The following is a 21,744-nucleotide window of genomic DNA, read 5'->3' as shown; positions in this document are numbered from 1 at the left end:
AGCCCCATGAATATTCTGTCGATTCAGTCCCACGTCACCTACGGCCACGTCGGCAACTCCGCCGCAGTGTTCCCGCTTCAGCGCGCAGGCCACGAGGTGTGGCCCATCCACACGGTGAATTTCTCCAACCACACCGGCTACGGTGACTGGGGCGGACCGATGATTCCGGGCACCGAGGTGACCTCGATTGTCGACGGCATCGAGAAGCGCGGCGCCTTCCCCAAGATCGATGCCATCCTCTCCGGCTACCAGGGCGGCTCGGACATCGCCGGCGCCATCGTCGACGCCGTGCGCCGCATCAAGGCCGTCAACGGCAACGCCCTCTACGCGTGCGACCCGGTCATGGGCAACGCGAAGTCCGGCTGCTTCGTCTCGGACGAGATCCCGCCGCTGCTGCGCGACAAGGTGGTTCCCGTCGCGGACATCATTACGCCCAACCAGTTTGAGCTGGGCTACCTCACCGAGCACGAGACCGGCACCCTTGAGCAGACCCTCGAGGCCGTCAAGGTCGCCCAGGAGATCGGCCCCCGCACCGTGCTCGTGACCTCCGTCAACCGCCCGGAGACCCCGGAGGATTCCATCGAGATGCTCGCCGTGGACGGCGACCGCGCTTTTATCGTTGCGACCCCGCGCCTGCCGTTCAAGCGTAACGGCTCCGGCGACGTCACCGCCGCGCTCTTTACCGGCCACTACGCCAAGACTCGTGACGCGAAGGCCGCGCTCAAGGCCACCGCGTCCTCCGTCTGGGACCTGCTCAACGTCACCTATGAGGCCGAGTCGGACGAGCTGTGCCTCATCGCTGCCCAGGACTACTTCGAGCACCCGCAGCTCCAGTTCTCCGTCACCGACGTCGAGGATCTCTAGCAGGGATCGTGAAAACCCCCGCCGAGCGGGTATGATGTGGGCACGATGAACGATACAGACCCTCACGAATCGAACCCGGCCGACAAACCCGCAGCCACTCCTGCAGACAACTTTGACGCCGCCTTCGAGAACCTGCCCGACGAGGCAGCACTTGATTACCGCGACTACACCGACACGCCCGAGGGCTTCCGCTCTGGGTTCGTGTCATTTGTAGGCCGCCCCAACACCGGCAAGTCCACGCTCACCAACGCCATTGTGGGCGAGAAGATTGCCATCACGGCCAACCAGCCGGAGACCACCCGTCGCCCCATTCGCGGCATCGTCCACCGCGAGGACTGCCAGATCGTGGTCGTCGACACCCCAGGCCTCCACCGCCCGCGCACTTTGCTGGGCGAGCGCCTCAACGAGATCGTCAAAGACACCTACGCCGACGTCGACGTCATCGGCCTGACCATCCCCGCAGACGAGAAGATCGGCCCCGGCGACCGCTGGATCCTCGACAACGTCCGTGAGGTCGCCCCGAAGACGAAGATCATCGGTATCGTCACCAAGCTCGACAAGGGCTCCCGTGACCAGGTCGGCGCTCAGCTGCTCGCCCTCCACGAGCTGCTCACCGAGCACGACCCTGACGCCGTGGTCATCCCCGTCTCCGCCAAGGACGGCACCCAGGTCGAAGACCTCGTCGGTGTTATCCGCGACGCCCTGCCCGAAGGCCCCAAGTTCTACCCGGACGACCACGTCACGGACGAGCGCCAGGAAGAGCGCATCGCCGAGCTCATCCGCGAGTCTGCTCTCGCCGGCCTCAAGGACGAACTCCCGCACTCCGTCGCCGTGGGCATCGACGAAATGCTGCCCAACCCCGAGCGCCCCGGCGTCCTCAACATCCATGCGATCATCTACCTCGAGCGCCCCGGCCAGCAGAAGATCATCGAAGGCAAGGACGGCCGCCGCCTCAACCGCATCATGGGCGAGTCCCGCAAGAAGATCATCGCGCTGCTCGGCCAAAACGTCTTCCTCGACCTGCGCATCAAGGTCCTGAAGAACTGGCAGTCCGACCCGAAATTCCTGGGACGCCTTGGCTTCTAAGCCCACAGGCGCGGGCGCTCGTACCTCGCGCCCGAAAAGCAGCGGCGGTCGCCCCAACTTCCGGGATCGCGCCGTCGTCATCCGCACATACGACTTCGGCGAGGCCGACCGCATTATCGTGCTGCTCACGCACCACCATGGACTCGTGCGCGCCGTCGCCAAGGGCGTGCGCCGCGCCAAGTCCCGCTTCGGCTCGCGCCTTCAGCACTTCGTCGACCTCGACGTGCAGTTCTACGAGGGGCGCAACCTCCACACTATCTCCCAAGCAGACACCGTGGGCTACTACGGCGCGCACATCATCGACGATTACGAGCGCTACACCGCCGCCTGCGCCGCCCTCGAGGCCGCCGAGAAACTCGCCCTCGACACCGACCCCTACTTCTATGAGGCCCTCGTCGCCGCCTTCCGCGACTTCCAACACGAGCCGCCCACCCGCGTCCTCGACCGCTTCCTCCTTCAAGCCATGGCCCATTCCGGCTGGGCGCCGAGCCTCTTCGACTGTGCCCAGTGCGGCAAACCCGGCCCGCACCACGCCTTCCACCCGGCCATCGGCGGCGCCGCCTGCCACGAATGCCGCCCGCCCGGCGCCGCCGAGGTCGACCCGGAGACCCTCCATCACCTCTGGCTACTTGCGCACGGACACCCCAGCACACCCACACCCGTACAGGAAGCGGAAGGCCACCGGCTCGCCATTGCGCACCTCCAGTGGCACATCGAGCGCAAAGTGACCGCACTGGCGGTCATGGACCAATAGCGAGTCGAGTAAGATCGGGCGGGTGATTACGCCTGACCCCAACCGAGTCCTCACTCCGCCCGAGATCCCCGCGGAGTTCCTCCCCAAACACATCGCCCTCGTCATGGACGGCAACGGGCGCTGGGCCCAAGAGCGCGGCATGGAGCGCACGGAAGGTCATAAGAGGGGAGAGGCGGTCCTCCTCGACGCGGTCGACGCCTGCCTTGCCATGGGTATCCCGTACCTGTCCGCCTACGCCTTCTCCACGGAGAACTGGCGCCGCAGCCCCAAGGAAGTTCGCTTCCTCATGGGCTTTAACCGCGACGTCATCCGCCGCCAGCGCGACTGGCTCAACGAGCGCGGCGTCCGCGTCGTCTGGGCTGGCCGCCGCCCCCGCCTCTGGCGCAGCGTCATCAAAGAGCTTGAGGCCGCCCAAGAGCTCACCAAAGACAACACCCGCATGACACTCGCCATGTGCGTCAATTACGGCGGCCGCGCCGAGCTTGTCGATGCCGTCCGCAAGCTCGGCACTGATATCCAATCCGGTCAGCTGGCGCCCAGCGCCATCAATGAGAAGACCATCGCGCAGTATCTCTACGACCCGCAGATGCCTGACGTAGACCTGTTCCTGCGCCCCTCCGGCGAGAAGCGCACGTCCAACTTCCTGCTGTGGCAGTCCGCGTACGCGGAGATGGTCTACCAGGACAAGCTCTTCCCAGATTTCACGCCGGAGGATCTCTTCGCCGCGGTCGAGGAATACGCCCGCCGCGACCGCCGCTTCGGCGGCGTCAAAAAGAATTAGCGTTAAGCTGCTTTCGCGCGGCACTGCGCGCAGATGCCAAAGACCTCGGCGTCGTGGCCAGTGAGTTCGAAGTCGAACCTGCTGGCCATTTCCTTTGCCCAGGCCTCGATGGGGCCGCCATCGATTTCCTCGGTGCGGCCGCATTTGGTGCATACGAGGTGGTGGTGATGGTGGCTCGATTCGCAGTGGCGGTAGAGCGTCTCACCTGTGGGCATATGAAGCGCGTCCACTGCGTCGATCTCGGACAGGGACTGGAGGGTGCGGTAGACGGTGGTAAGACCCACCTTGGCCTCGTGCGCCTGCAGCTCCTGGTGAATGTCCTTGGCCGAAGCGAACTTATCCATCTCGCGAAGAACCTCGACGACGGCAGTGCGCTGCTTCGTATTGCGCGCACCCAGCTTCGGAATATTGGACTGCACAGTCATACGGTTATCTTAACGCATATAACTTGAAAATCAGCTCTCGCTTGCTGCCATGAGCTCTTCTTCGAGCTTTGCGGCCGTGGTGATAAGGCGGATTGACTTCGGCGAGGACAGTGAATAAATGACCTCGCGGCCCGAGCGCTCGGAGCGCACGAGACCCGCGGACTTGAGCACGCGCAGGTGTTGGGAAATAAGCGGCTGCGACTTCTCCAACTTGCCCACGAGCTCGTGGACGAAGTGGCCGCGATCGGCCAGCAGGATGAGGATACGCAGACGCAGCGGCGAGTCGAGTGCGCTGAACAGATGCTCAGCGTTCTTCAGCTCGTCTGCAGTGGGTAGTGTGTTGGGCACGGTAAATCCTCCGTCGACGTGTATGACCTAGACACTATATCAATAGACCATTTTTGTGCATACTTGCCCTAGCTGGGAAGTTACTGTGGGACATTGGAAAAGTCTGGGTGAATTTTTCCACTCTTTCTCAATGGTGTTATTCACCTGCGGCTAGGGATAATGTTTACGCATTTCACCCATAGTGTTAGGAACGTGCACTGTTTCCCTCCACCCCTTCCTGCCGGTCCGCCCCCGTACAGGCTAGGATAGGAGGCTATTGCAAGCGTCCGACGATTCGCCCTCAACCGCGAATCCGATCCGTAGGAGTGTAAAAGGAATCATGGCATCCGTCATCGACACCGTTGTTAGCCTGTGCAAGCGCCGCGGCCTGGTCTATCAGGCCGGCGAGATTTACGGCGGTTCCCGCTCCGCATGGGACTATGGCCCGCTGGGTGTCGAGCTCAAGGAAAATATCAAGCGCCAGTGGTGGCGCCACATGGTCCAGTCTCGCTCGGACGTCGTGGGCGTCGACACCTCCGTCATCCAGCCGCGCCAGGTGTGGGTCTCCTCCGGCCACGTCGAGGTCTTCACTGACCCGCTCGTCGAGTCCCTCTACACCCACAAGCGCTACCGCGCTGACCACCTCCTCGAGGCCTACGAGGAGAAACACGGCCACCCTGCTCCCAACGGTCTCGCTGACATTAACGATCCGGAGACCGGCCAGCCGGGCAACTGGACTGAGCCCAAGGCCTTCTCCGGCCTGCTCAAGACCTTCCTCGGCCCCGTCGATGACAAGGAAGGCCTGCACTACCTGCGCCCGGAGACCGCCCAGGGCATCTTCGTCAACTTCAAAAACGTCCTCACCTCCTCGCGCATGAAGCCGCCGTTTGGCATCGCCAACATCGGCAAGTCTTTCCGTAACGAGATCACCCCGGGTAACTTCATCTTCCGTACCCGCGAGTTCGAGCAGATGGAGATGGAGTTCTTCGTCAAGCCGGGCGAGGACGAAGAGTGGCACCAGTATTGGATCGACGACCGCTACAACTGGTACGTCGACCTGGGCATCGACCCGGAGAACCTCCGCCTCTACGAGCACCCCAAGGAAAAGCTCTCCCACTACTCCAAGCGCACCGTCGACGTTGAGTACGCCTTCGGCTTCACCGGCTCCAAGTGGGGCGAGCTCGAGGGTGTTGCTAACCGTACTGACTACGACCTCCGCGTCCACTCCGAGGGCTCCGGCGAGGATCTGTCCTACTTCGACCAGACCACCGGCGAGCGCTGGATCCCCTACGTCATCGAGCCGGCCGCCGGCCTCGGCCGTTCCATGATGGCCTTCCTCGTCGATGCCTACGACGAGGAAGAGGTCCCCAACGCCAAGGGTGGCACCGACAAGCGCGTCGTCCTGCGCCTCGACCGCCGCCTCTCGCCGGTCAAGGTCGCCGTTCTTCCGCTCTCCAAGAAGGAAGAGCTGTCCACCCCGGCCCAGGAGCTGGCCAACAAGCTGCGCGCCAACTGGAACGTGGACTACGACCAGTCCGGTGCCATCGGTCGCCGCTACCGCCGCCAGGACGAGATCGGCACCCCGTTCTGCGTCACGTACGACTTCGACTCCCTCGAGGACGGCTCCGTCACCGTGCGCGAGCGCGACTCCATGGAGCAGGAGCGTGTGAAGATCGACGAGCTCGAGTCCTACCTCGCCGCCCGCCTGGTGGGCTGCTAAGCATGCACTACACGAGCTGGGATCGCACCGATCGCTCTGCACCGCGTCTCCTCGCGGAGGCCGCAGAGCCGATCGGTGAGTTCACCGAGTCTTCCGCCACCGTTGCTGACGCCTACTGGCGCCTCGACGCCTCGGACCTCGGCGCCTCTGCCACGCTTGCCGATGACCGCGTTTTCCGCCTCGCCGGCAACGCCAGCCGCGACAAGCGGCTCGACGCGTCCCTCGACGGCCGCACCTTCGCGTTCATCTGCGAGACCTCCGGCAATTGGATCATCGAGGATGCCTCCGGCACGAAGGTCGCCCAGTTCACCTCGAAGAACCGCGGCGTGCGCGAGGCCATCCTCGAATTCGAGGGCGACTACACCGACCACGACCTCTCCGTCGAGGAAGTCGCCGCTCTCAGCTGGTTCACGCGTCTCATCCTTGAGGCGAAGACCTCCAGCGGCGCCATCGCCTGGATCGCCACGCTCGTTCTCGCGTCCCTCGTCGCCGTCGGCGCGCTGTTCCTGGGCTAGGTCACCATGTCGACTGAATACTGGACCTGGCGCCACGACGGCCTCACGGACCCCGGCGGGGCCGAGGCCGCCGCCGTGCGTGAGCACGTCATCCACTTCGCCCACGGCCAAATCCTCACCGAGGTCACCCGCGACGACATGCAGTTGGTCATCAAGGCCACGACCTCCGACGGCGAGGTCTTCACCGTCGCCCAAACCGGCTTCTCCGTCAACCGGCTCTCCGCCGTGTGCGGCACCCGTCGCTACACGCTCAACCGCACCCGGCGGCTGCGCCGCGAGCGCGCCATCATCGACGCCGCCGGCAACGTGGTCGCCCGCACCCGCCCCCACGGCTCCACCCTCGAGGTCTTCGACCACCCGCAGGACATGCCCATCCCAGACGTGGACTTCGTCTTCCTCACGTGGTGCTGCATGGAAGTCGACAACTCCGGCCACATCCGCCGCATGTAGCCATCGGCAACCACCCCCGCGGCCTCCACAACCACCTATCCCCGACAAAGGCAATGTCATAATAGCCATATGCGCTGGTCGCTTTAATTCACCCAAATTCCACGACCAGCGCATAGTGCCAACGGCACATTGCCTTTGTTTCTTTTACGCCGCTTTCCGCGCAAGCGCCGCCGATACCTCCGCGATGAAGCGCTCCGGCTCCCGGCGTAATTGGGCAGGGGAGTAGCGCACCATCTGATACCCCGCGTTGTGGAGCTGCTTCTCGCGCGCTCGCTCCGCCACGATGGTTTCCTCAGTCCCGCGATACGTCTGCCCGTCGTATTTCACGTCGCCATCAATCTCCACGACCACGTGCTCGTCCACGAGCAGGTCTACACGAACCCCCGGCAGCACCCGTACCTGCGGCCGAACCGCCGCTCCCGGAAGCCCCTCGATGAGCAGCGCCCGCGCGAAAGACTCATACGGCGACTCCGACGTCGATATTGCCAACTCGAGGCACCGTCGCGCGACCGTGATGTTCTTACACCGCCCCATCCGTGCAATCACAAGTGAGACATGCTCGCGGTAGTACCCCTGCCGCAGCAGCGAATCCATCGCCACCAGACCGTCCGCGAAGCCGTGGAAGCGCGCGGTATCGATGCACGCCCGCGGCCGTGACGTCACCCGCAGACCGTCAATCTCTCGATAATCGTCATCCGCCAAGATCAATCGCCTATACCGATATCCCGCGCTCCACTGCGTCCGACGCGGCAAGCCGCCTGCCGGCAACGTGAGCTCGACTTCTTCCTCACGCGCCGATAGGACCCATAATCCATGGATACGCGCCGCGGATTTCCCCACGAGCACCGCCTCCCGGACCGATAATCCTGCCGCGCGCACCCGCCACTCCTGTTGTTCGTGATAGGCGAGTGCCTCCCACTCCGCGCGGTCGCACGCGTACCCGCCCGCGACCTGAATGAGCTGTCCCGCAGCGACCAATGCCAGTGTTTCGTGTGTTGCTTCGTGCAATGCAATGAGGTTCATACCCCTAGAAAACCCACAACGGCGGCCACCCGCAAGCATGTACCCTGCATACCTGTGGATAACCGCCGTCTTGCACAATTTAGTGGGCAACCATGACCCTGCAACCTGTGGACAACACCCGAGGACTAGAACGCACCCGTCCTCGAACCGCCACCGCCCCCAAAGCCGCCTCCACCGAAGCCGCCCCCAAAGCCTCCGCCGTAGCCACCACGGTGTCCACCGCCGCCGAGCATCTGTCCAATGACCATGCCCGTGATGAGGTCACCCGCACCGGACGCCATCTGCTGGCGCTGCTGGCGCCGGCGGTAGTCATCGATATCGTTCTGCGCACGACGCTGCGCTTCCTGGGCCGCGGCAACTGCCTGACGCGCCAAATCCAGGGCACTACGAATGTCACGGTCACGCTGCTGCAACGCCTGCGCATGCAGACGCTTCGCATCCTCCAACGCGGTACGCGCCGAGGCACCCACCAAACGACCACGCGCCGAGATGAGGTCTTCCGCCGCCTGAATCGTGGACGAGGCCACCGAAATCTGCTGCGCAAACATATCCAGCTGGCGCGCATGCGTCTGCGTCACCTCACGCACCGTATCCAGCGCCTCATCGAGCCGCCCGTCCAGGGACATCAGCGTCGTGTAATGCCCCAACGGATCCGCCGCGCCACCCGCACGCGCCGCCTCAGCGGCAGCAGACGCCTCCGACAACAACGCCTCCAAGGACGCCCAGTCCGCCGAGGTCCCCTGGGATTGACCCTGCGCCTCAATCTGACGCGCCTCAGAAATCTCGCCATCAACCTCTGCAATGAGCGCGGACAGACCCTGCTGCGCCGTCGTGATCGTGGACTGCGCATTCTCCATAGCCGACAGCAACCGGTCCGCAACCTCAATCGCGTGCTCGGAGTCACGAATCGCCCCCACGAGTCCGCCTTGCTGGCCAGCCGGCTTCGACTGCAACGAACGACCCAACGACAAGGACTTCTCTGCCTCATCCAAGGACACAGACGCCATCTGAGGATTATCCGCAATCGACTGCAGCATTTCCTCCGAGTACTGCTCCCGCAACGAATTCAACGTCGCCGTCGCCTGCGGCATACGCGCCCTCAAATCCACCGTCTTCTGCGTCAACTCATCAAGCTTCGAACCAGCATTGACCAACAAGTCGCGCATCGACGCAAACTCAGCTGCCTGCGCATCCAACGCATCATCCGCCTGCCCGCACGAGGACACAATCGACACCAAAAGCTCACGCTTCTGCGCCTCCGGCATCCCACGCTGCGCCTCAATCTGCTTATGCGTCGCAAACGCACGCTGCAGGGTCGAGGTGGACTGATTCATCGCCGCCGTAAACTTCCGCGCGCGCTCCGGCCCGAACTCTGCAATCGCAATGTCGAGCTCCTCCTTGCCACGGCGAATGGACTCATCTGTGGACACGAGCTCTTCCTGCGCGAGTTCCTCCAACACGGGCAGTGGCAACCGTGCTAACGCCGTCGTGTTCGTTGGCTCGATCTCCCGCGCGGACTCGACCGTCGCCGCGGTCTCCTTCTTAGTCTTCCGCTTCGACATCGCATACGCGCCGCCGCCCGCCGCGAGCACAGCCGCACCGCCGGCACCCAGCCATAGCGCGCCATCACCCGAGCCCGAGCTTCCCGATGCCGCCTCCACCACAGCGCTGCCCGCTCCAGCCCAATCGGAGGCAGCGAGCGAATCATAGGCGGCCTCAAAGAGTTTGTCCTGCGAGCCCGACGGCCACTCGGACCCCACGCTCACCGTCGCCTTACGTGCCTCGGTATCCACGACGAACGCCGCCGTATTCGTACCGCGCGAATCCACAATCGACTCCGCATAGGACTCGACCTGGGAATCCAGGCCCGTGGTGTAGACGACGTAGAGCAAACGTTGATCGGAGGACTGCAGCTGCGCAATCTGCGACTCCAAGTCGGACTTCTGCGACGAGGAGAGCACACCCGAGTCATCCGTCACCTTCGCCGTGATCGAGGAAGCTGCCGGCGCCGCCTGTGCGACCGCCGTGCCCAGGAACACCGCCGGTGCGCCCGTGCCCAGTCCGATGAGTAGCGCGGCCACTGCCGCGCGTCCAACGCGCGAAAAAGTCATGCCACTAGACTACCCACTAATGGAACATGAACTCGGCCCAATCGTCATTTTGGGTGCCGCCCAGTATGACGGCCGCCCCTCCAAGGTCCTCCAAGCCCGTCTCAACGCCGCCCTTGCGCTTGGCACCGACCGCCACTTCGTGACGACCGGCTCCAACCTGCCCGGCGACCGCTTCACCGAAGCCGGCGTCGCCGCCCGATACCTCGAAGTCCGCGGCGCCACCCACATCACGGCTCTGCGCGAAGGCCACACCACCGGCGAAGAACTCGACGCTGTCAAGCGCGCTTTCCCGGACATCAAGGACATCACCCTCGTCACCGACCCCTACCACGCGCCGCGCGCCTGGCTCATCGCCCGTCGCCACGGCTTCCGCGCGACAACCGTCACCGCCAAAGACTGCCCCATCCACTTCCCACAGGCATCCTGGTTCCGCTGTGTCATCCACGAAGTCGGCGGCATCCTCGCGCTTGTCATTCCTGGCCTCACACCCGCCCTGCACCGCCTCGAGCGCATTATGCGCCCCAACTGGAGCGCGCGCCACGACCAGCTCGAACGCGAATAAACGCTAGGCTTAACCTCGATGTATTCCTACCAACCCGCCGATACCGAGCGCCTCTTCGACGAGTCCCCCAAAGGCTCCTCTTTCGCCCACGACGCTCGCCCAGATCATCGAGGCGCCTTCTCCCGCGACCGCGCCCGCGTGCTCCACTCCGCAGCCCTGCGCCGCCTCGCCGATAAAACGCAGGTCGTCGGACCCCGTGACGGCGACACACCCCGCACCCGCCTTACCCACTCTCTCGAGGTCGGCCAGATCGCCCGCGGCATCGGCAGCGGCTTGGGCCTGGACCCGGACCTCTGCGACATGGCCGGGCTTACCCACGACATCGGCCACCCGCCCTACGGACATAACGGCGAGACCGCCCTTAACGAGGTCGCCCAGAATGGCTTCGAAGGCAACGCCCAAACCCTGCGCATCCTCACCCGCCTCGAGCCCAAAGTGGTCGCGACCGTGAACGGTCGCGAGGAAAGTTATGGACTTAACCTCACCCGCGCCGCCCTCGACGCTGCCTGCAAATATCCCAAGCTCAAGACCAACCCGGACGGCACAACGAACCGCAAGTACGGCTGCTACGACGAGGACGCCCACATCCTCGAGTGGGTCCGCCAAGGCCACACCGACGGCCTTCCGCCCATCGAAGCCCAAGTCATGGACTGGTCAGACGACATTGCCTACTCCGTCCATGACGTCGAAGACGGTATCATCTCCCGTCGCATTTCCCTGTCCGTCCTCTGGGACTTGGTGGAGCTTGCCACCCTCGCCGAAAAGGGCGCCCAGGCCTTCGGCGGGGATGCAGCAGAGCTTCTCGATGCCGCCGATTCCCTCCGCCGTCTCGACGTCATCAATGCCATCGGCGATTTCGACTACTCCCTGCGCGCCTACACCGATCTCAAGAAGATGACCTCCGAGCTCGTCGGCCGCTACGTCGGCGCCACCGTGGGTGCCACCCGTACCGCCAACGCAGACCTCCTCGCCGAGAACAAGCTGGGCCGCACCAACGGCCACCTCGTCGTCCCCGAACTCGCCCAAGCCGAGGTCAAGCTGCTCAAAACCATCGCGGTCCTCTATGTCATGGACGTCCCCGCGCACCTCGCGCGTCAGGACCGCCAACGCGAGCGCATCTACCGCGTCTATGACTACCTCGTCGCCGGCGCCCCCGGCTCCCTCGACGCCATGTTCGCCGGCTGGTGGCTCGCCGCCGACTCCGACGCCGAACGCGACCGCGTCATCATCGACCAAATCGCCTCCATGACCGAGTCCCGCCTCGAGCGGCTGGCCAAGCGCAGCGCCGAGCTTTCCGGCTTCATGGACTAGCGAACCAACTTCACACCCTCAGCCTCCAACACCCGCACCAGGTCCGTGTAGTCATGCAGCTCGAGCGCCATATCTGCGGCCACAATCACGTCAACGCGGAATTCGCGCACAAAGTCGGCAAGTGCGTCGAGGTTGCTGGGAGCAGGGGAGTCTCCCACAAAGTGCATCTTGCCCAGGGCGGCAAAGAATTCCTCGCGCGTGCGCAGCGGTTCGGTGATGAGAACTCGGTTCATGATGGTTACCCTTCCGCGTCGGGAATAGTGCAGAAGCTTTCGTAGTGGTCGTCGGTGTAGTACCAGACGTCGGGGTCGGTGTCGGAGCCGCCGCCGGTGACGATGCGGCGCGTGCCGCGATGGTTGAGGCCCGGCGTGTCCACGGTGTATTCGCGGTAGTAGTCCCGCGACTCCTTCGGTAGCACGCCTTCGTAGTTGCCAAACCGCACGTTGTCGTTGTCGGGGTACTCGTACGGCCCGCCGGCGAGGATATCGTCGACCGTCTCCGCTGCCTCAGTCGGCAGCGTGTCCAAAGCACATGAGCTTTCCGATGCCCCCTCAGTCTCCGCCGTCCCAGATGCTGAGGCAGGAGCAGACGTCGCCGACGACGAAGCCCCAGAATCGCCCTTCAAGTCGATGCCAAAATAGCCCGCTACGAGGACCAGCACCACGCCGCCGATGACGGCAGGCAGTGATTTCTTCGAGGGGGTAGAGTGCGCCATACCCCCATCATTGCAAACGGATAGCACCATGAAGAAATCGGTCGCTGATTTGCCAGTGCAGGTAATCTATTACCCATGGCGAAAGGCAGGATTCCGGACAGCGATATTCAAGCGATCCGTGAACGTGCACCCATTGAGGAAATCGTGGGGGAGTACGTACAACTAAAGCCTGCTGGCTACGACTCGATGAAGGGGCTGAGCCCATTCAAAGACGAGCGCACCCCGTCCTTCCACGTGCGCCCGCAGCGCGGCTACTATCACTGCTTCTCCACGGGCAAGGGCGGCGACGTCTTCAACTTCCTTATGGAGATGGAGCAGCTCACCTTCCCCGAGGCCGTCGAGGCCGTCGCCCAGAAGATCGGCTACCACATCACCTACCAGGGGGGTAGTGCCGCCGCCCGTGAGGAAAAGCCAGGCCTGCGTCAGCGCCTTATCCAGGCGAACAAGGCGGCGCACGATTTCTACCGCAAGCAGCTCGAAACCCCCGAGGCAGCACCTGGCCGAGATTTCCTCCTCAACCGCGGCTTCTCCCAAGAGATCATTTACGACTTCCAGTGCGGCTACGCTCCCGAGGGCTGGGACACGCTTACCAAGCACCTCATCCGCATGGGCTTCTCCTTCGAGGAACTCGAGAAGGCCGGCCTGTCCAAAATGGGCAAGCGCGGCCCCATCGACATGTTCCACCGTCGCCTCATCTGGCCCATCAAGGACCTCGCCGGCAACGTCATCGGCTTCGGCGCCCGCAAGCTCTTCGATGATGACCCGATGGGCAAGTACATGAACACCAGAGAGACGATGCTCTACAAGAAGACTAAGGTCCTCTTCGGCATTGATCTCGCCAAGAAGCACATCGCGGAGGGCCACCAGGCCGTCATCGTCGAGGGCTACACAGACGTTATGGCTATGTACGCCGCCGGCGTCAAGACCGCCGTCGCCTCCTGTGGCACCGCCTTCGGTGAGGACCACCTCCAGATCCTCCGCCGCCTCATGCTGGACGACTCCTACTTCAACGGCGAGCTCATCTACACCTTCGATGGCGACGAGGCCGGCCAGAAAGCCGCTATGCGCGCCTTCGAAGGCGACCAGAAGTTCACCGGCCAGTCCTTCGTCGCCGTCGCGCCTGAGGGCCTCGACCCCTGCGAGTTACGCATCAAGCGTGGCGATGCCGCCGTGCGCGACCTCATCGCAGACCGCATCCCCATGTTCGAGTTCGTCGTGCAGACCATCATCGCCGGCTACCGCATCGACACTGCCGAGGGCCGCCTCCAAGCCCTGCGCCGCGCCGTCCCCGTCGTCGCCGACATCCGGGACAAGCCCCTGCGCGACGAGTACGCACGCCGCCTTTCCGCGTGGGTTGGCTGGCCTGACCCCATGGAGGTCCTCCAGCAAGTCGAGCAGGCCCACCGTGCACCTAAGAAGGAGAAGCGCACCATTCGTCGCTTCGACGACTCCAAGCAGGCTCCTGCGGCGCAGGACGTCCCCGTGCTCCATCGTCCCAACCCGAAGGACACTCACCTCTGGCCGCAGCGCGAGGCCTTAAAAATCGCCCTCCAATACCCGCAGAACGCCGGCGAATACTTCGATGGCATCGATGCCGCCAGCTACACCAATTTGGCCTACCGCGCCGTGCGCGAGGCCATCACCAAGGCCGGCGGCATTGCCACCGCGCTGACGATGCCCCCCGTCGAATGGGTCGCACGAGTCAGCGAGCAGATGCCCGACGTCACCGCCCAGAGCTTCATCTCCGAGCTCGCCGTCGAGGAAATCCTGCCCACCGACGTCGACATGAACGTCTATACCGACTCCGTGCTCTCGCGCCTCCAGGAGTCCCGCGTCGGTGACCAGATTGCTCTCATCAAAGCCCAGCTTGGCCGTATGCGTCCCTCCGACGACCAAGCGGCGTACAACTCACTGTTCTCTGATCTCGTGGCGTTAGAACAGGCGCGCCGGGAGCTGAATGAGAGAGCATTTCGCGCAACAGGTAGCTAGTAGGTTGCGCGTGAACGTGATTGTTTACAATGAGAAAGGGACACAGCCAAATGAGTCGAGTCAATGGCTGTGTCCCCTTTTATGTGTGGAAGTCTTAGTCTACCACTTCGGATGCGCTAATCGGAGTCGGGTTCGTAAATTGTGTAGTCTTTCGGATTCGCAGAGAAATCTCGCCTAGACACGTCCTTAACTTCCTTCATCCGTGGTTCTGGATCTAGTCTCTGTGCAACTGCTTTACGCGCTCCATGGATTACTGACTTCGTCGCCCGAGAGTTGGCGAGTTTTTCGTATCCGTCCTTGATTTGGTGATAGCGCTTTCGACCAGCCTTCGTGCCAAAGACGTAACCGGCCGCAGCGCCGACGACAAATTGAATCATTGAATCGGTATGTCCTCTCGTTAGAAGGCTAAGGTCGTGTCTTTGCCAGCATACCCTTGAACGAAGCATGGCGAGAACACGCAAAAGCCGCAAACACCTCAGTGTTTGCGGCCATCCTGCTCCTCCAACTGGGCTCGAACCAGTGACATAAACCATGTTTAACCAGCATAAACACCCTTTTTAAGCCCCTACGCCATGCAATCCCACGACACCCGAAATCTTTCCCTCCACGGCACTACCCACAGCCTCTAAATCCTCGTCGAAGAGTTCCGCGTAGGTGTCCAACGTCATCGCCGCGCTCGCGTGCCCGAGTTGCCTTTGCACAACTTTCACGTTCGCCCCGGCTGAAATCATCAGGCCGGCCGCAACATGTCGAAGTCCGTGTGGGGTGACTCGCGGGAAATCCGGGTACTTTTCCATGCAGCGGTCTAGCGCGTTGTAGTACCACTTGCCATGCGTGGGTGGTTTCATCGGCGTGCCGTCACGACGTGGCCACAACAATTCGTCCGGTCCCTTCCCGTCCATCACTGGGGCCAGCATCCGCATCACCGAAGGCGGTACAGACACCTGGCGTACCTCATGCGTCTTAGGCGTTCCAATAATCACCTCGTTGCCTACGGTGACTGCGTTGCGCTCAATACTGATACGGTTGCGAAGCACATTCACATCCCGCACCCGGAGTGCTGCCGCCTCACCCCATCGAAGCCCCACTGTGCCAAGGAGCCACACCAGCTCTCGGTAGCGTGTGCATTCACCCACCAGCAGGCCAAGCTGCTCCGCTGTCAGATACACCTTCCTTGCCGCGTCCTTGCGGGGCAGTTTCACCCCACGAGCCGGATTCTCACGGATTGCTTTGTCCATCACCGCCAGGTCAAGAATCTGAGCGAGCACCGCGTGAGCCTGCCTAACCAGCGACGCGGACCTGTCCAATGAAGACACCCACGCCTGTACCTCGGAAGGCTTAATACTGAATGCTTTGTGCGTTCCCCACTTCGGTTCCACATGGTTACGCCACACGGCCAGCATGTCGTGCCGCGTCTTAGGCTTTAGGTGCGTGAGGTTAGCCTCCCACGCTGCCTGAACCTCGTTTACGGTAACTTTGCCGGCGTTGGGGTCGATCCAGTCGCCTTCGCGGATGGTGGTGGCGTTTTTATCGGCCCACGCTTGCGCCGCGCTTTTCGTTCTGAATCCTTGTTTGGTGCGGTTCCTGCCGTCGGGGCTGCGGTATTGTACGCGCCACGCCCTGCCTTTTGCGGTCTTGTACGGCCTAATCGATGACATAAGATATACGTGTCCTTCCCGTTAGTGGTTGGATACTCCGCCCCTTGGTGCTCGCGACTTCCACATGTTGAGCGCCAGGGGCGGGTTTTCATTTATGCTGTGGGGGCCTGCAACGCCCGCCCCCGAGGGCCACGCGGGCACCGCCCCCGCGATTGAGCACAGCTCCGCGGGGGCTTTCAAATTCAGCCCTGCTTGCCGAACGGCGGCTTCAGGCGACTGCGCGACCAGTAATGATGCACGAACGGCGCTGCAATCAACGCCGGAACCTGCCACAAACCAGCCACTAGGAAAATCAGGCCAACCAACACCAGCATGCCCACCAGCAACCACCACATGAACTTCAAGAGAGCACTGCCACGCTTATCCACCTCAGCCACGTCACCGCCGAAATGCGCCACGATATCCTTGCACTGCCCAACCGTGGCGTAGTCAATGCGCGGCCCAGTCTTGCCGGTGGACTTGCCCACCACAGCCCGCGCGTAGCCACGCTGCCACAGGTTCGCACGCTTAGTGCCATCCGGGGTGAGCAATGATTCCCACACAGCGTCTGACTCCGCCGCCGCCGGCGTCGATGTGAGCGGCACAATGATGGTGTTGGATGCCGGCGCGCTCGCAGGCTTAGGCGTGGAGTAATGAGAAGATTCCTCACCCTTGTACCTGTCCGGCGCATCGTAGGCGTCCGGGTCGGCCTGGAACGGCACCAGCGTCGGGAACGCATCAAACCCGGTCGGATTCAGCTCATCCTCCGTCAACTCATGGGCCTTCTTCGCGTGCAATGTGACCTCAGCGGCCACAGATGAGCCCTTAATCTTCGCCATGCACGCGACGGTTACCCCCTGCTCATTCAGGTGCTTGATGGCGGTAATGTACTTCTCCGAGCTGGCCTTAGATAGCTCGCCGATGGGGGAGCCGTCGAGTTCCACGACCACACCTTCGCGCTTTTGGCGCACTCCAACCATTTCGACGTGCAGGGTGACGATCAGTAGCCCCTCACCGGACTCTGGCACGTAATCGAGCAGGTGCTCGTAGTAGTTCGACTCGTTGGTTACTTGGATGGCACTGCCGGTGGGCAGGAGCGTGTAGCGGCCCTCCGGTGGCTGATTCATGGGGAACAAGCGGTTAGCGTCCGGGAGCTGAACAGTCGCCGAGTAGCGGTATTCCGGCTCATCATCGTCGCTAGACCAGTCGCTCATAATCGTCAGACTGCCCCACGTTTCTGCGTCAAACCCGGACGCAGCGATGCGGCGCAACTGTCTGTAGTTCGGGGAATCATCCTTTGAGATGTAGCCGAGGACATTGTCATTCCACCGCACAGACAGGGCGGTGTCTCCATGTGGGTTATCCGGTTCAGGCACCACGGTTAGGCGCACATTGTGACGGCCGAAATCATCAAGACGGTTCGCGCGCACCATCTTCTGGGCGGTGTCCTGGTGGTAGAACACGCCCTTGACTTCGTATTCCGGTTGCCACTCGTCAATGCCGAGGGAGCGCAGGTCAATGGTTTTCATGTGAGAGTCCTTTCGTGAGAGTTGTCTAGAGAATCATGCACGACATGGTCGAAACACGCCCGGCGGCGAACAGTTGCATCCACACGCCCAAAAGGTGCGGGGTCACGCCCAGCTCGGCGGCGACTGCTGTCGGCACGCCGTCGCAGTCTGCGGCCACGTCCTCAACCCTGTCGGCTTCGATGAGCTGCAGCGCGGCCCATTCATCGGCTAAGCGTTCAGCCCGTGGGGATGAGCACGTATCGCCATTGACGATGTGGCCGAGTTCGTGGGCGATGGCGCAGGTGCGGGTGACGGGGTCGAGGTCGCGGCGCACGATGACAGTGCGACTGGCAGGGTGCCACACCGCGTTGTATTGGGGGTCGAGCTTTGAGGACTCGACCAAGCGGACGTTAAGACCGGCCAGCATGTCCGCGAGACGATCTTCAACAAAGCTCATGGGGAATAGGTCTCCTGTCTGACTAGGGCTGGTTTTCTTCCAGGGGTTCAGTCGCCATCTGGGCCGCGATCTGTTCCTCACCAGAGTTGATGCGTTCAATCAAAGCATCAGGGTCGGACACGACGCGGAAATCGGGGCGGAGGCCGATGACGTCCTCGGTGCCGTCGTTGCCGAAGAGGTGGCGTGCCTGCGGGTCAGAACGGCGCAGCACCTGCTCGAGAAGCGCCTCGTTGGTCGCGTTATCGAGGGACATGGTGATGCCCAGCTCGAGCACGGCTTTCTTGGTGATGAAGCCGAGGTCGATAAGCGCCTGAACTTCATTCACCTTGTAAGCGCGCGCGATGGTGATTGCGTATTCCGCCGTGGTCTCGCCCTTTTTGTCGTGGCGGAGCAGGGTGGCCTTGGAGACTCCGGAGTGGTCTGCTGCCTGGCTGACGGTGGGGGAGCCGGGGAGGGATTTTAGCCATTCTTGAAGTGTCATAGGTTCATTATGAACCATGTTGCAAAACGTGTCAAGCGCTGCGAAAAGTCGAAAATAAACCTACATGGGTTGACAATGAACCGCGAGGGGTTCATAATGAATCCTGTCCGGTTCACAACATGCCGGATTGCAAAATCTCAAAACTTACACGGAGGTAACTACATGGCTGTGATTGCACCGCCCCGTTACACCTTCCGCCCCGGCGCTCTCGACGCAATCATGCGTTCGCGCAATTTGCAGACAGATGAACAGCTGGCACTCCTCATCGGTGTTTACCCCGCTGACCTGCCAAAGCTGCGCGCCGGCGCGAAAGTCACCGCAGAACTCGCGCTCCGCGTCGCAACCCTGCAAGGCGATTCCCACTACATCGGCGCATGGTTCGACCAGGTAGCGGAAATGGACGCGGCATGACCCTCGGAAGCAAGAAAAACCCCGGCGCAGCAACGCCGGAGGTGACCGTGAATCTTCCGGGCGATAGGCCCTACACCGTTGAAGAAATCAAAGCCCTACTTCGAAAGGCCACACCCGAGGTCACCGTAACAATCATCCGCAGCCCGAAACAGCATGCCGATGGCCTGGCCGAGGCAAAAGAAAAGCCCCCTGCTGGAACAGGGGGCAAAAGTAAAAACCTTTTACATCAAGGAGATTATCAAATGAGCACGAAGCTCGCCACCATCCCGGTCCCGGGGGCCACTAGACCCATTATGGCGGTGCAGCACGACGGCACCGAGTGGGCCAGTGCAAAGCATGTCTGCGATGCGCTCGGCATTGACTGGAAGAGTCAACACCGCAAGCTCGAATCTAAGCCATGGGCAGTCATGGTCATGATGACCACAACTGCGGCGGACGGCAAGAACTACCAAACTTCAATGGTTGACCGTCGCACTCTCACGATGTGGCTTGCCACCATCGACACTAACCGCGTCTCCGAAGCGGCCCGCCCAACGCTTGAGGCTTACCAACTCGAAGCCGCTAACGCCCTCGACGCCTACTTCCACAACGGTGGCGCCATCAACCCCCGTGCCGAGGAACACCAACTAAACGCACTCATGCGTCAGTCACAGATGCAGATGGAACTGTGCCAGGCGGCTAAGGGCCTTATTCACCCCGACCATTTGGAGGCGAAGGCCCGCATTGTTCTGGCACGCGGCCTAGGTGAGGTGCCGGAGCTGAACCCGGAAACCCGGCCTTTGTACACGGCGGATTTCTTGAAGTCGAAGAACCTCTCCAACAAGAAGATGAAGTCCGTGGCCCCAATGTTTGGCAAACGCATGAAGGCACTGTACACGCTGGAAAAGGGGAGGGAGCCGGAAAAGTACGACCTCACCCTATCTAACGGGCAGGTGCGTCAGGTTAACGGCTACACCGAAGCAGACCGGGAGCTGATGCAGCGCGTGTGGGACCAGTACTACACCACCGCATAAGGACGCAGACCCATGAACACCGCATATTTAGAAGCTTTCATGCTCGGCTACATCAAAGCAGCACTCAAGGAGCAAATAAACCCTAATGAGGTCGACGCGCTCTTTGAGGAAGCGGAACGCTTCGCACGCAGCTCCATCAGAGAACGCGAGCAGATCGAAGAGGAATAGCCCGACTTAGCAGGCAGGGGAGTGCAAGCCTCCCCACGGGCACCAGGCCGCCGAACACCTCCTGCCCCAGGGGATAGGGCAGGAACCAGTTGGCCGCGATGACTGACAACTGAATTAGTGAATTGTCCTGATAGAAGATACCGGGCTTAAGAACCACGTTGACATGTCCGTGAAGCATTAGGCCAAGCCGACAGGCAGGCACCCCGCCGTAAGCGGGAGGGAACCACCAAGGACGTAAACCCCAAGCCGTGAAGGGCACTCAGCAGGTTCAAGTCCTGCACACGGCACGCTCTCCCAAATAAGGCGAGTAGAAAGAGAAGAAGAAAAATGAAAGAAGAATGGAGACCAATCCCCGGTTGGGAAGGATACTACGAGGTTTCTAACGGAGGAAGAGTGCGGTCTCTACCCCGAATCATCACCCTGTCTAACGGGGTTAACCAACCACTAAAAGGGAAGATATTGTCCCCGGCTCACGACGGTAGAACTTCCCATTTACGAGTGAATCTTTTCCGAGGAGGAAAAGGAACCTCAATACATGTTCACCGCGCCGTCTTAGAGGCTTTTGTTGGTCCGTGCCCTGATGGCATGGAGGCGTGCCACTGGAACGACAACCCGGAAGATAATCGGCTGGAAAATTTGCGCTGGGGCTCAAGGAAGGAAAACACCCTAGATAAAGTGCGCAATGGGCGCCATCACAATGCTGTGAAAACGCACTGTTCGAAGGGGCACGCCTTCTGCCATGGGAACTTGGTAATTAGTAAATCCAACCGTCGCGGATGTCGTGCTTGTAACAGTGCATACGCTTACCTGTCCCGGCATAAGGAAATGAAGCCTCATTTCCAGCAGATAGCGGATAGATATTTCGAAAAGTATGCGTCTTAGGCGAACCCCGCCCAACGTGGTTGGGAGGGAACGAACGGCGCTGACATAAATACCAAGCCCAGAACGGAACACGAATTCATCACTTATTGCCTATATAGCGGGTGGCTGAATTCTTGCAAGCACTACCGGGGTTCGACTCCCTGGCTGGGCACTTGGGGTTGTTAAGCGCGTTCTTCCTGTTCAAGGCGAAATGGAGCGTCAAGGTTGTATCCGGCGGGGTTGGACACTGCCCGCTTGGCTCTGCACGCCTGCAACCCCCCCACATACACAAAAGGCCCCCGCGACTGCTGTAACTACGCGGGGGTCTTGCTCTGTCCACCTGAAACGGAGACACCCATGAATACTACACCGGCCTGGCTGACCGTGAGGGAAGCATCTGAGTACACGGGCCTTCACGCCGAAACTATCCGCACCTTGATGCGGCGCGGCGACATTGAGGCCCGCAAACCAGGCAAGACCTGGCGCACAACACAATCCTGGCTCGACCAGTACATGAATCAAGGAGCAGCATGAAACGACTACTCAAGCACATCTTCCATCGTCGCTACCGCGCC

General features: G+C 61.8%; 26 protein-coding genes. 15 read left to right on the top strand and 11 right to left on the bottom strand.

What is annotated here, in order from left to right; all coding sequences use genetic code 11:
* The first annotated feature begins 6 nt into the window (after positions 1 to 6).
* From pdxY to HMPREF0307_RS09690, 4 genes are read left to right on the top strand one after another with little or no spacing between them, the layout of a single operon-like run.
* Positions 7 to 864, top strand: coding sequence for a pyridoxal kinase PdxY (gene pdxY / locus HMPREF0307_RS09705; protein ID WP_066492397.1), 858 nt, complete (start codon positions 7 to 9; stop codon positions 862 to 864).
* Between the two features lie 45 nt (positions 865 to 909).
* Entirely contained in the window at positions 910 to 1,950 is a 1,041-nt protein-coding gene (gene era / locus HMPREF0307_RS09700) for a GTPase Era (RefSeq protein ID WP_066492394.1), read from the top strand.
* On the top strand, positions 1,940 to 2,704 hold the full coding sequence (recO, locus tag HMPREF0307_RS09695) for a DNA repair protein RecO (protein WP_066492389.1): 765 nt from the start codon (positions 1,940 to 1,942) through the stop codon (positions 2,702 to 2,704). Before era ends, recO begins: the two co-directional genes overlap by 11 nt.
* Before the next feature lie 22 nt (positions 2,705 to 2,726).
* Positions 2,727 to 3,485 (top strand): isoprenyl transferase, encoded by a 759-nt coding sequence (locus HMPREF0307_RS09690; RefSeq protein WP_077210089.1) that lies wholly within the window; start codon positions 2,727 to 2,729, stop codon positions 3,483 to 3,485.
* Between the two features lie 2 nt (positions 3,486 to 3,487).
* Here the strand turns inward: HMPREF0307_RS09690 and HMPREF0307_RS09685 are convergent, their stop codons facing one another.
* Together HMPREF0307_RS09685 and HMPREF0307_RS09680 are read right to left on the bottom strand one after the other, a co-directional pair.
* A complete protein-coding gene (locus HMPREF0307_RS09685) occupies positions 3,488 to 3,910 on the bottom strand; it encodes a Fur family transcriptional regulator (protein WP_066492386.1) in 423 nt (140 codons plus the stop codon).
* 30 nt (positions 3,911 to 3,940) lie between these two features.
* Positions 3,941 to 4,258 carry an ArsR/SmtB family transcription factor gene (locus HMPREF0307_RS09680; protein ID WP_066492384.1) on the bottom strand — a complete coding sequence of 106 codons (318 nt, stop codon included), beginning with the start codon at positions 4,256 to 4,258 and terminating at the stop codon, positions 3,941 to 3,943.
* A 319-nt stretch (positions 4,259 to 4,577) separates the two neighbouring features.
* On the opposite strand from HMPREF0307_RS09680, the gene HMPREF0307_RS09675 reads away from it, so the two are divergent.
* Genes HMPREF0307_RS09675 through HMPREF0307_RS09665 form a run of 3 tightly spaced genes read left to right on the top strand, consistent with a single transcriptional unit; the run spans position 4,578 to position 6,922 of the window.
* Positions 4,578 to 5,957, top strand: a complete 1,380-nt coding sequence (locus HMPREF0307_RS09675) for a glycine--tRNA ligase (RefSeq protein WP_066492382.1) — start codon at positions 4,578 to 4,580, stop codon at positions 5,955 to 5,957.
* Between the two features lie 2 nt (positions 5,958 to 5,959).
* The gene (locus HMPREF0307_RS09670; RefSeq protein WP_066492380.1) at positions 5,960 to 6,472 is read left to right on the top strand and encodes a hypothetical protein; all 513 of its coding nucleotides are present in this window, start codon (positions 5,960 to 5,962) and stop codon (positions 6,470 to 6,472) included.
* Between the two features lie 6 nt (positions 6,473 to 6,478).
* Positions 6,479 to 6,922 (top strand): hypothetical protein, encoded by a 444-nt coding sequence (locus HMPREF0307_RS09665; protein ID WP_066492375.1) that lies wholly within the window; start codon positions 6,479 to 6,481, stop codon positions 6,920 to 6,922.
* Between the two features lie 144 nt (positions 6,923 to 7,066).
* Here the strand turns inward: HMPREF0307_RS09665 and HMPREF0307_RS09660 are convergent, their stop codons facing one another.
* Both HMPREF0307_RS09660 and HMPREF0307_RS09655 read right to left on the bottom strand, forming a co-directional pair.
* The gene (locus HMPREF0307_RS09660; RefSeq protein ID WP_066492371.1) at positions 7,067 to 7,945 is read right to left on the bottom strand and encodes a hypothetical protein; all 879 of its coding nucleotides are present in this window, start codon (positions 7,943 to 7,945) and stop codon (positions 7,067 to 7,069) included.
* Positions 7,946 to 8,070: 125 nt separating this feature from the next.
* Positions 8,071 to 10,056 (bottom strand): TPM domain-containing protein, encoded by a 1,986-nt coding sequence (locus HMPREF0307_RS09655; protein ID WP_066492366.1) that lies wholly within the window; start codon positions 10,054 to 10,056, stop codon positions 8,071 to 8,073.
* Positions 10,057 to 10,075: 19 nt separating this feature from the next.
* On the opposite strand from HMPREF0307_RS09655, the gene HMPREF0307_RS09650 reads away from it, so the two are divergent.
* Both HMPREF0307_RS09650 and HMPREF0307_RS09645 read left to right on the top strand, forming a co-directional pair.
* On the top strand, positions 10,076 to 10,618 hold the full coding sequence (locus HMPREF0307_RS09650; RefSeq protein WP_066492363.1) for a YdcF family protein: 543 nt from the start codon (positions 10,076 to 10,078) through the stop codon (positions 10,616 to 10,618).
* Positions 10,619 to 10,636: 18 nt separating this feature from the next.
* Positions 10,637 to 11,929 (top strand): deoxyguanosinetriphosphate triphosphohydrolase, encoded by a 1,293-nt coding sequence (locus tag HMPREF0307_RS09645; RefSeq protein ID WP_066492361.1) that lies wholly within the window; start codon positions 10,637 to 10,639, stop codon positions 11,927 to 11,929.
* On the opposite strand, the gene HMPREF0307_RS09640 is transcribed toward HMPREF0307_RS09645, so the two are convergent.
* The gene (locus HMPREF0307_RS09640; protein WP_066492360.1) at positions 11,926 to 12,162 is read right to left on the bottom strand and encodes a hypothetical protein; all 237 of its coding nucleotides are present in this window, start codon (positions 12,160 to 12,162) and stop codon (positions 11,926 to 11,928) included. The two genes, HMPREF0307_RS09645 and HMPREF0307_RS09640, sit on opposite strands and share 4 nt — an antisense overlap.
* Before the next feature lie 5 nt (positions 12,163 to 12,167).
* The gene (locus HMPREF0307_RS09635) at positions 12,168 to 12,644 is read right to left on the bottom strand and encodes a guanyl-specific ribonuclease (RefSeq protein ID WP_066492356.1); all 477 of its coding nucleotides are present in this window, start codon (positions 12,642 to 12,644) and stop codon (positions 12,168 to 12,170) included.
* Positions 12,645 to 12,719: 75 nt separating this feature from the next.
* Here HMPREF0307_RS09635 and dnaG point away from each other — a divergent pair, with 75 nt between their 5' ends.
* Complete coding sequence (gene dnaG, locus HMPREF0307_RS09630) at positions 12,720 to 14,633, top strand: DNA primase (protein WP_066492355.1); 1,914 nt, start codon at positions 12,720 to 12,722, stop codon at positions 14,631 to 14,633.
* Positions 14,634 to 14,749: 116 nt separating this feature from the next.
* Here the strand turns inward: dnaG and HMPREF0307_RS13350 are convergent, their stop codons facing one another.
* The 5 genes from HMPREF0307_RS13350 to HMPREF0307_RS09610 form a co-directional block, all read right to left on the bottom strand.
* Positions 14,750 to 15,010 (bottom strand): hypothetical protein, encoded by a 261-nt coding sequence (locus tag HMPREF0307_RS13350; protein WP_082723315.1) that lies wholly within the window; start codon positions 15,008 to 15,010, stop codon positions 14,750 to 14,752.
* A 180-nt stretch (positions 15,011 to 15,190) separates the two neighbouring features.
* Positions 15,191 to 16,291, bottom strand: coding sequence for a site-specific integrase (locus tag HMPREF0307_RS09625; protein ID WP_066492353.1), 1,101 nt, complete (start codon positions 16,289 to 16,291; stop codon positions 15,191 to 15,193).
* A 182-nt stretch (positions 16,292 to 16,473) separates the two neighbouring features.
* Positions 16,474 to 17,799, bottom strand: coding sequence for a hypothetical protein (locus HMPREF0307_RS09620; RefSeq protein WP_066492350.1), 1,326 nt, complete (start codon positions 17,797 to 17,799; stop codon positions 16,474 to 16,476).
* A gap of 25 nt (positions 17,800 to 17,824) precedes the next feature.
* The gene (locus HMPREF0307_RS09615) at positions 17,825 to 18,235 is read right to left on the bottom strand and encodes an ImmA/IrrE family metallo-endopeptidase (RefSeq protein ID WP_066492348.1); all 411 of its coding nucleotides are present in this window, start codon (positions 18,233 to 18,235) and stop codon (positions 17,825 to 17,827) included.
* A 22-nt stretch (positions 18,236 to 18,257) separates the two neighbouring features.
* Positions 18,258 to 18,716, bottom strand: a complete 459-nt coding sequence (locus HMPREF0307_RS09610; RefSeq protein ID WP_066492344.1) for a hypothetical protein — start codon at positions 18,714 to 18,716, stop codon at positions 18,258 to 18,260.
* Between the two features lie 162 nt (positions 18,717 to 18,878).
* Here HMPREF0307_RS09610 and HMPREF0307_RS09605 point away from each other — a divergent pair, with 162 nt between their 5' ends.
* The 5 genes from HMPREF0307_RS09605 (at position 18,879) to HMPREF0307_RS13580 (ending at position 21,703) form a co-directional block, all read left to right on the top strand.
* Entirely contained in the window at positions 18,879 to 19,127 is a 249-nt protein-coding gene (locus HMPREF0307_RS09605) for a hypothetical protein (protein ID WP_066492342.1), read from the top strand.
* Positions 19,124 to 20,140 carry a phage antirepressor N-terminal domain-containing protein gene (locus HMPREF0307_RS09600; protein WP_231725145.1) on the top strand — a complete coding sequence of 339 codons (1,017 nt, stop codon included), beginning with the start codon at positions 19,124 to 19,126 and terminating at the stop codon, positions 20,138 to 20,140. Before HMPREF0307_RS09605 ends, HMPREF0307_RS09600 begins: the two co-directional genes overlap by 4 nt.
* 12 nt (positions 20,141 to 20,152) lie before the next feature.
* Entirely contained in the window at positions 20,153 to 20,308 is a 156-nt protein-coding gene (locus HMPREF0307_RS13015; RefSeq protein WP_156435930.1) for a hypothetical protein, read from the top strand.
* A gap of 327 nt (positions 20,309 to 20,635) precedes the next feature.
* Positions 20,636 to 21,190: an NUMOD4 motif-containing HNH endonuclease gene (locus HMPREF0307_RS13585; RefSeq protein WP_082723314.1), complete on the top strand. Its 555-nt coding sequence runs from the start codon at positions 20,636 to 20,638 to the stop codon at positions 21,188 to 21,190.
* 336 nt (positions 21,191 to 21,526) lie between these two features.
* Positions 21,527 to 21,703: a helix-turn-helix domain-containing protein gene (locus HMPREF0307_RS13580; RefSeq protein WP_082723313.1), complete on the top strand. Its 177-nt coding sequence runs from the start codon at positions 21,527 to 21,529 to the stop codon at positions 21,701 to 21,703.
* The last annotated feature ends 41 nt before the right edge of the window (positions 21,704 to 21,744 follow it).

It is taken from the genome of Corynebacterium sp. DNF00584 (genome assembly GCF_001552965.1).
Classification (GTDB): Bacteria; Actinomycetota; Actinomycetes; order Mycobacteriales; family Mycobacteriaceae; genus Corynebacterium; species Corynebacterium phoceense.
The sequence above is the reverse complement of the archived record's forward strand: the minus strand, read 5'-3'. Positions and strand labels throughout refer to the sequence as shown.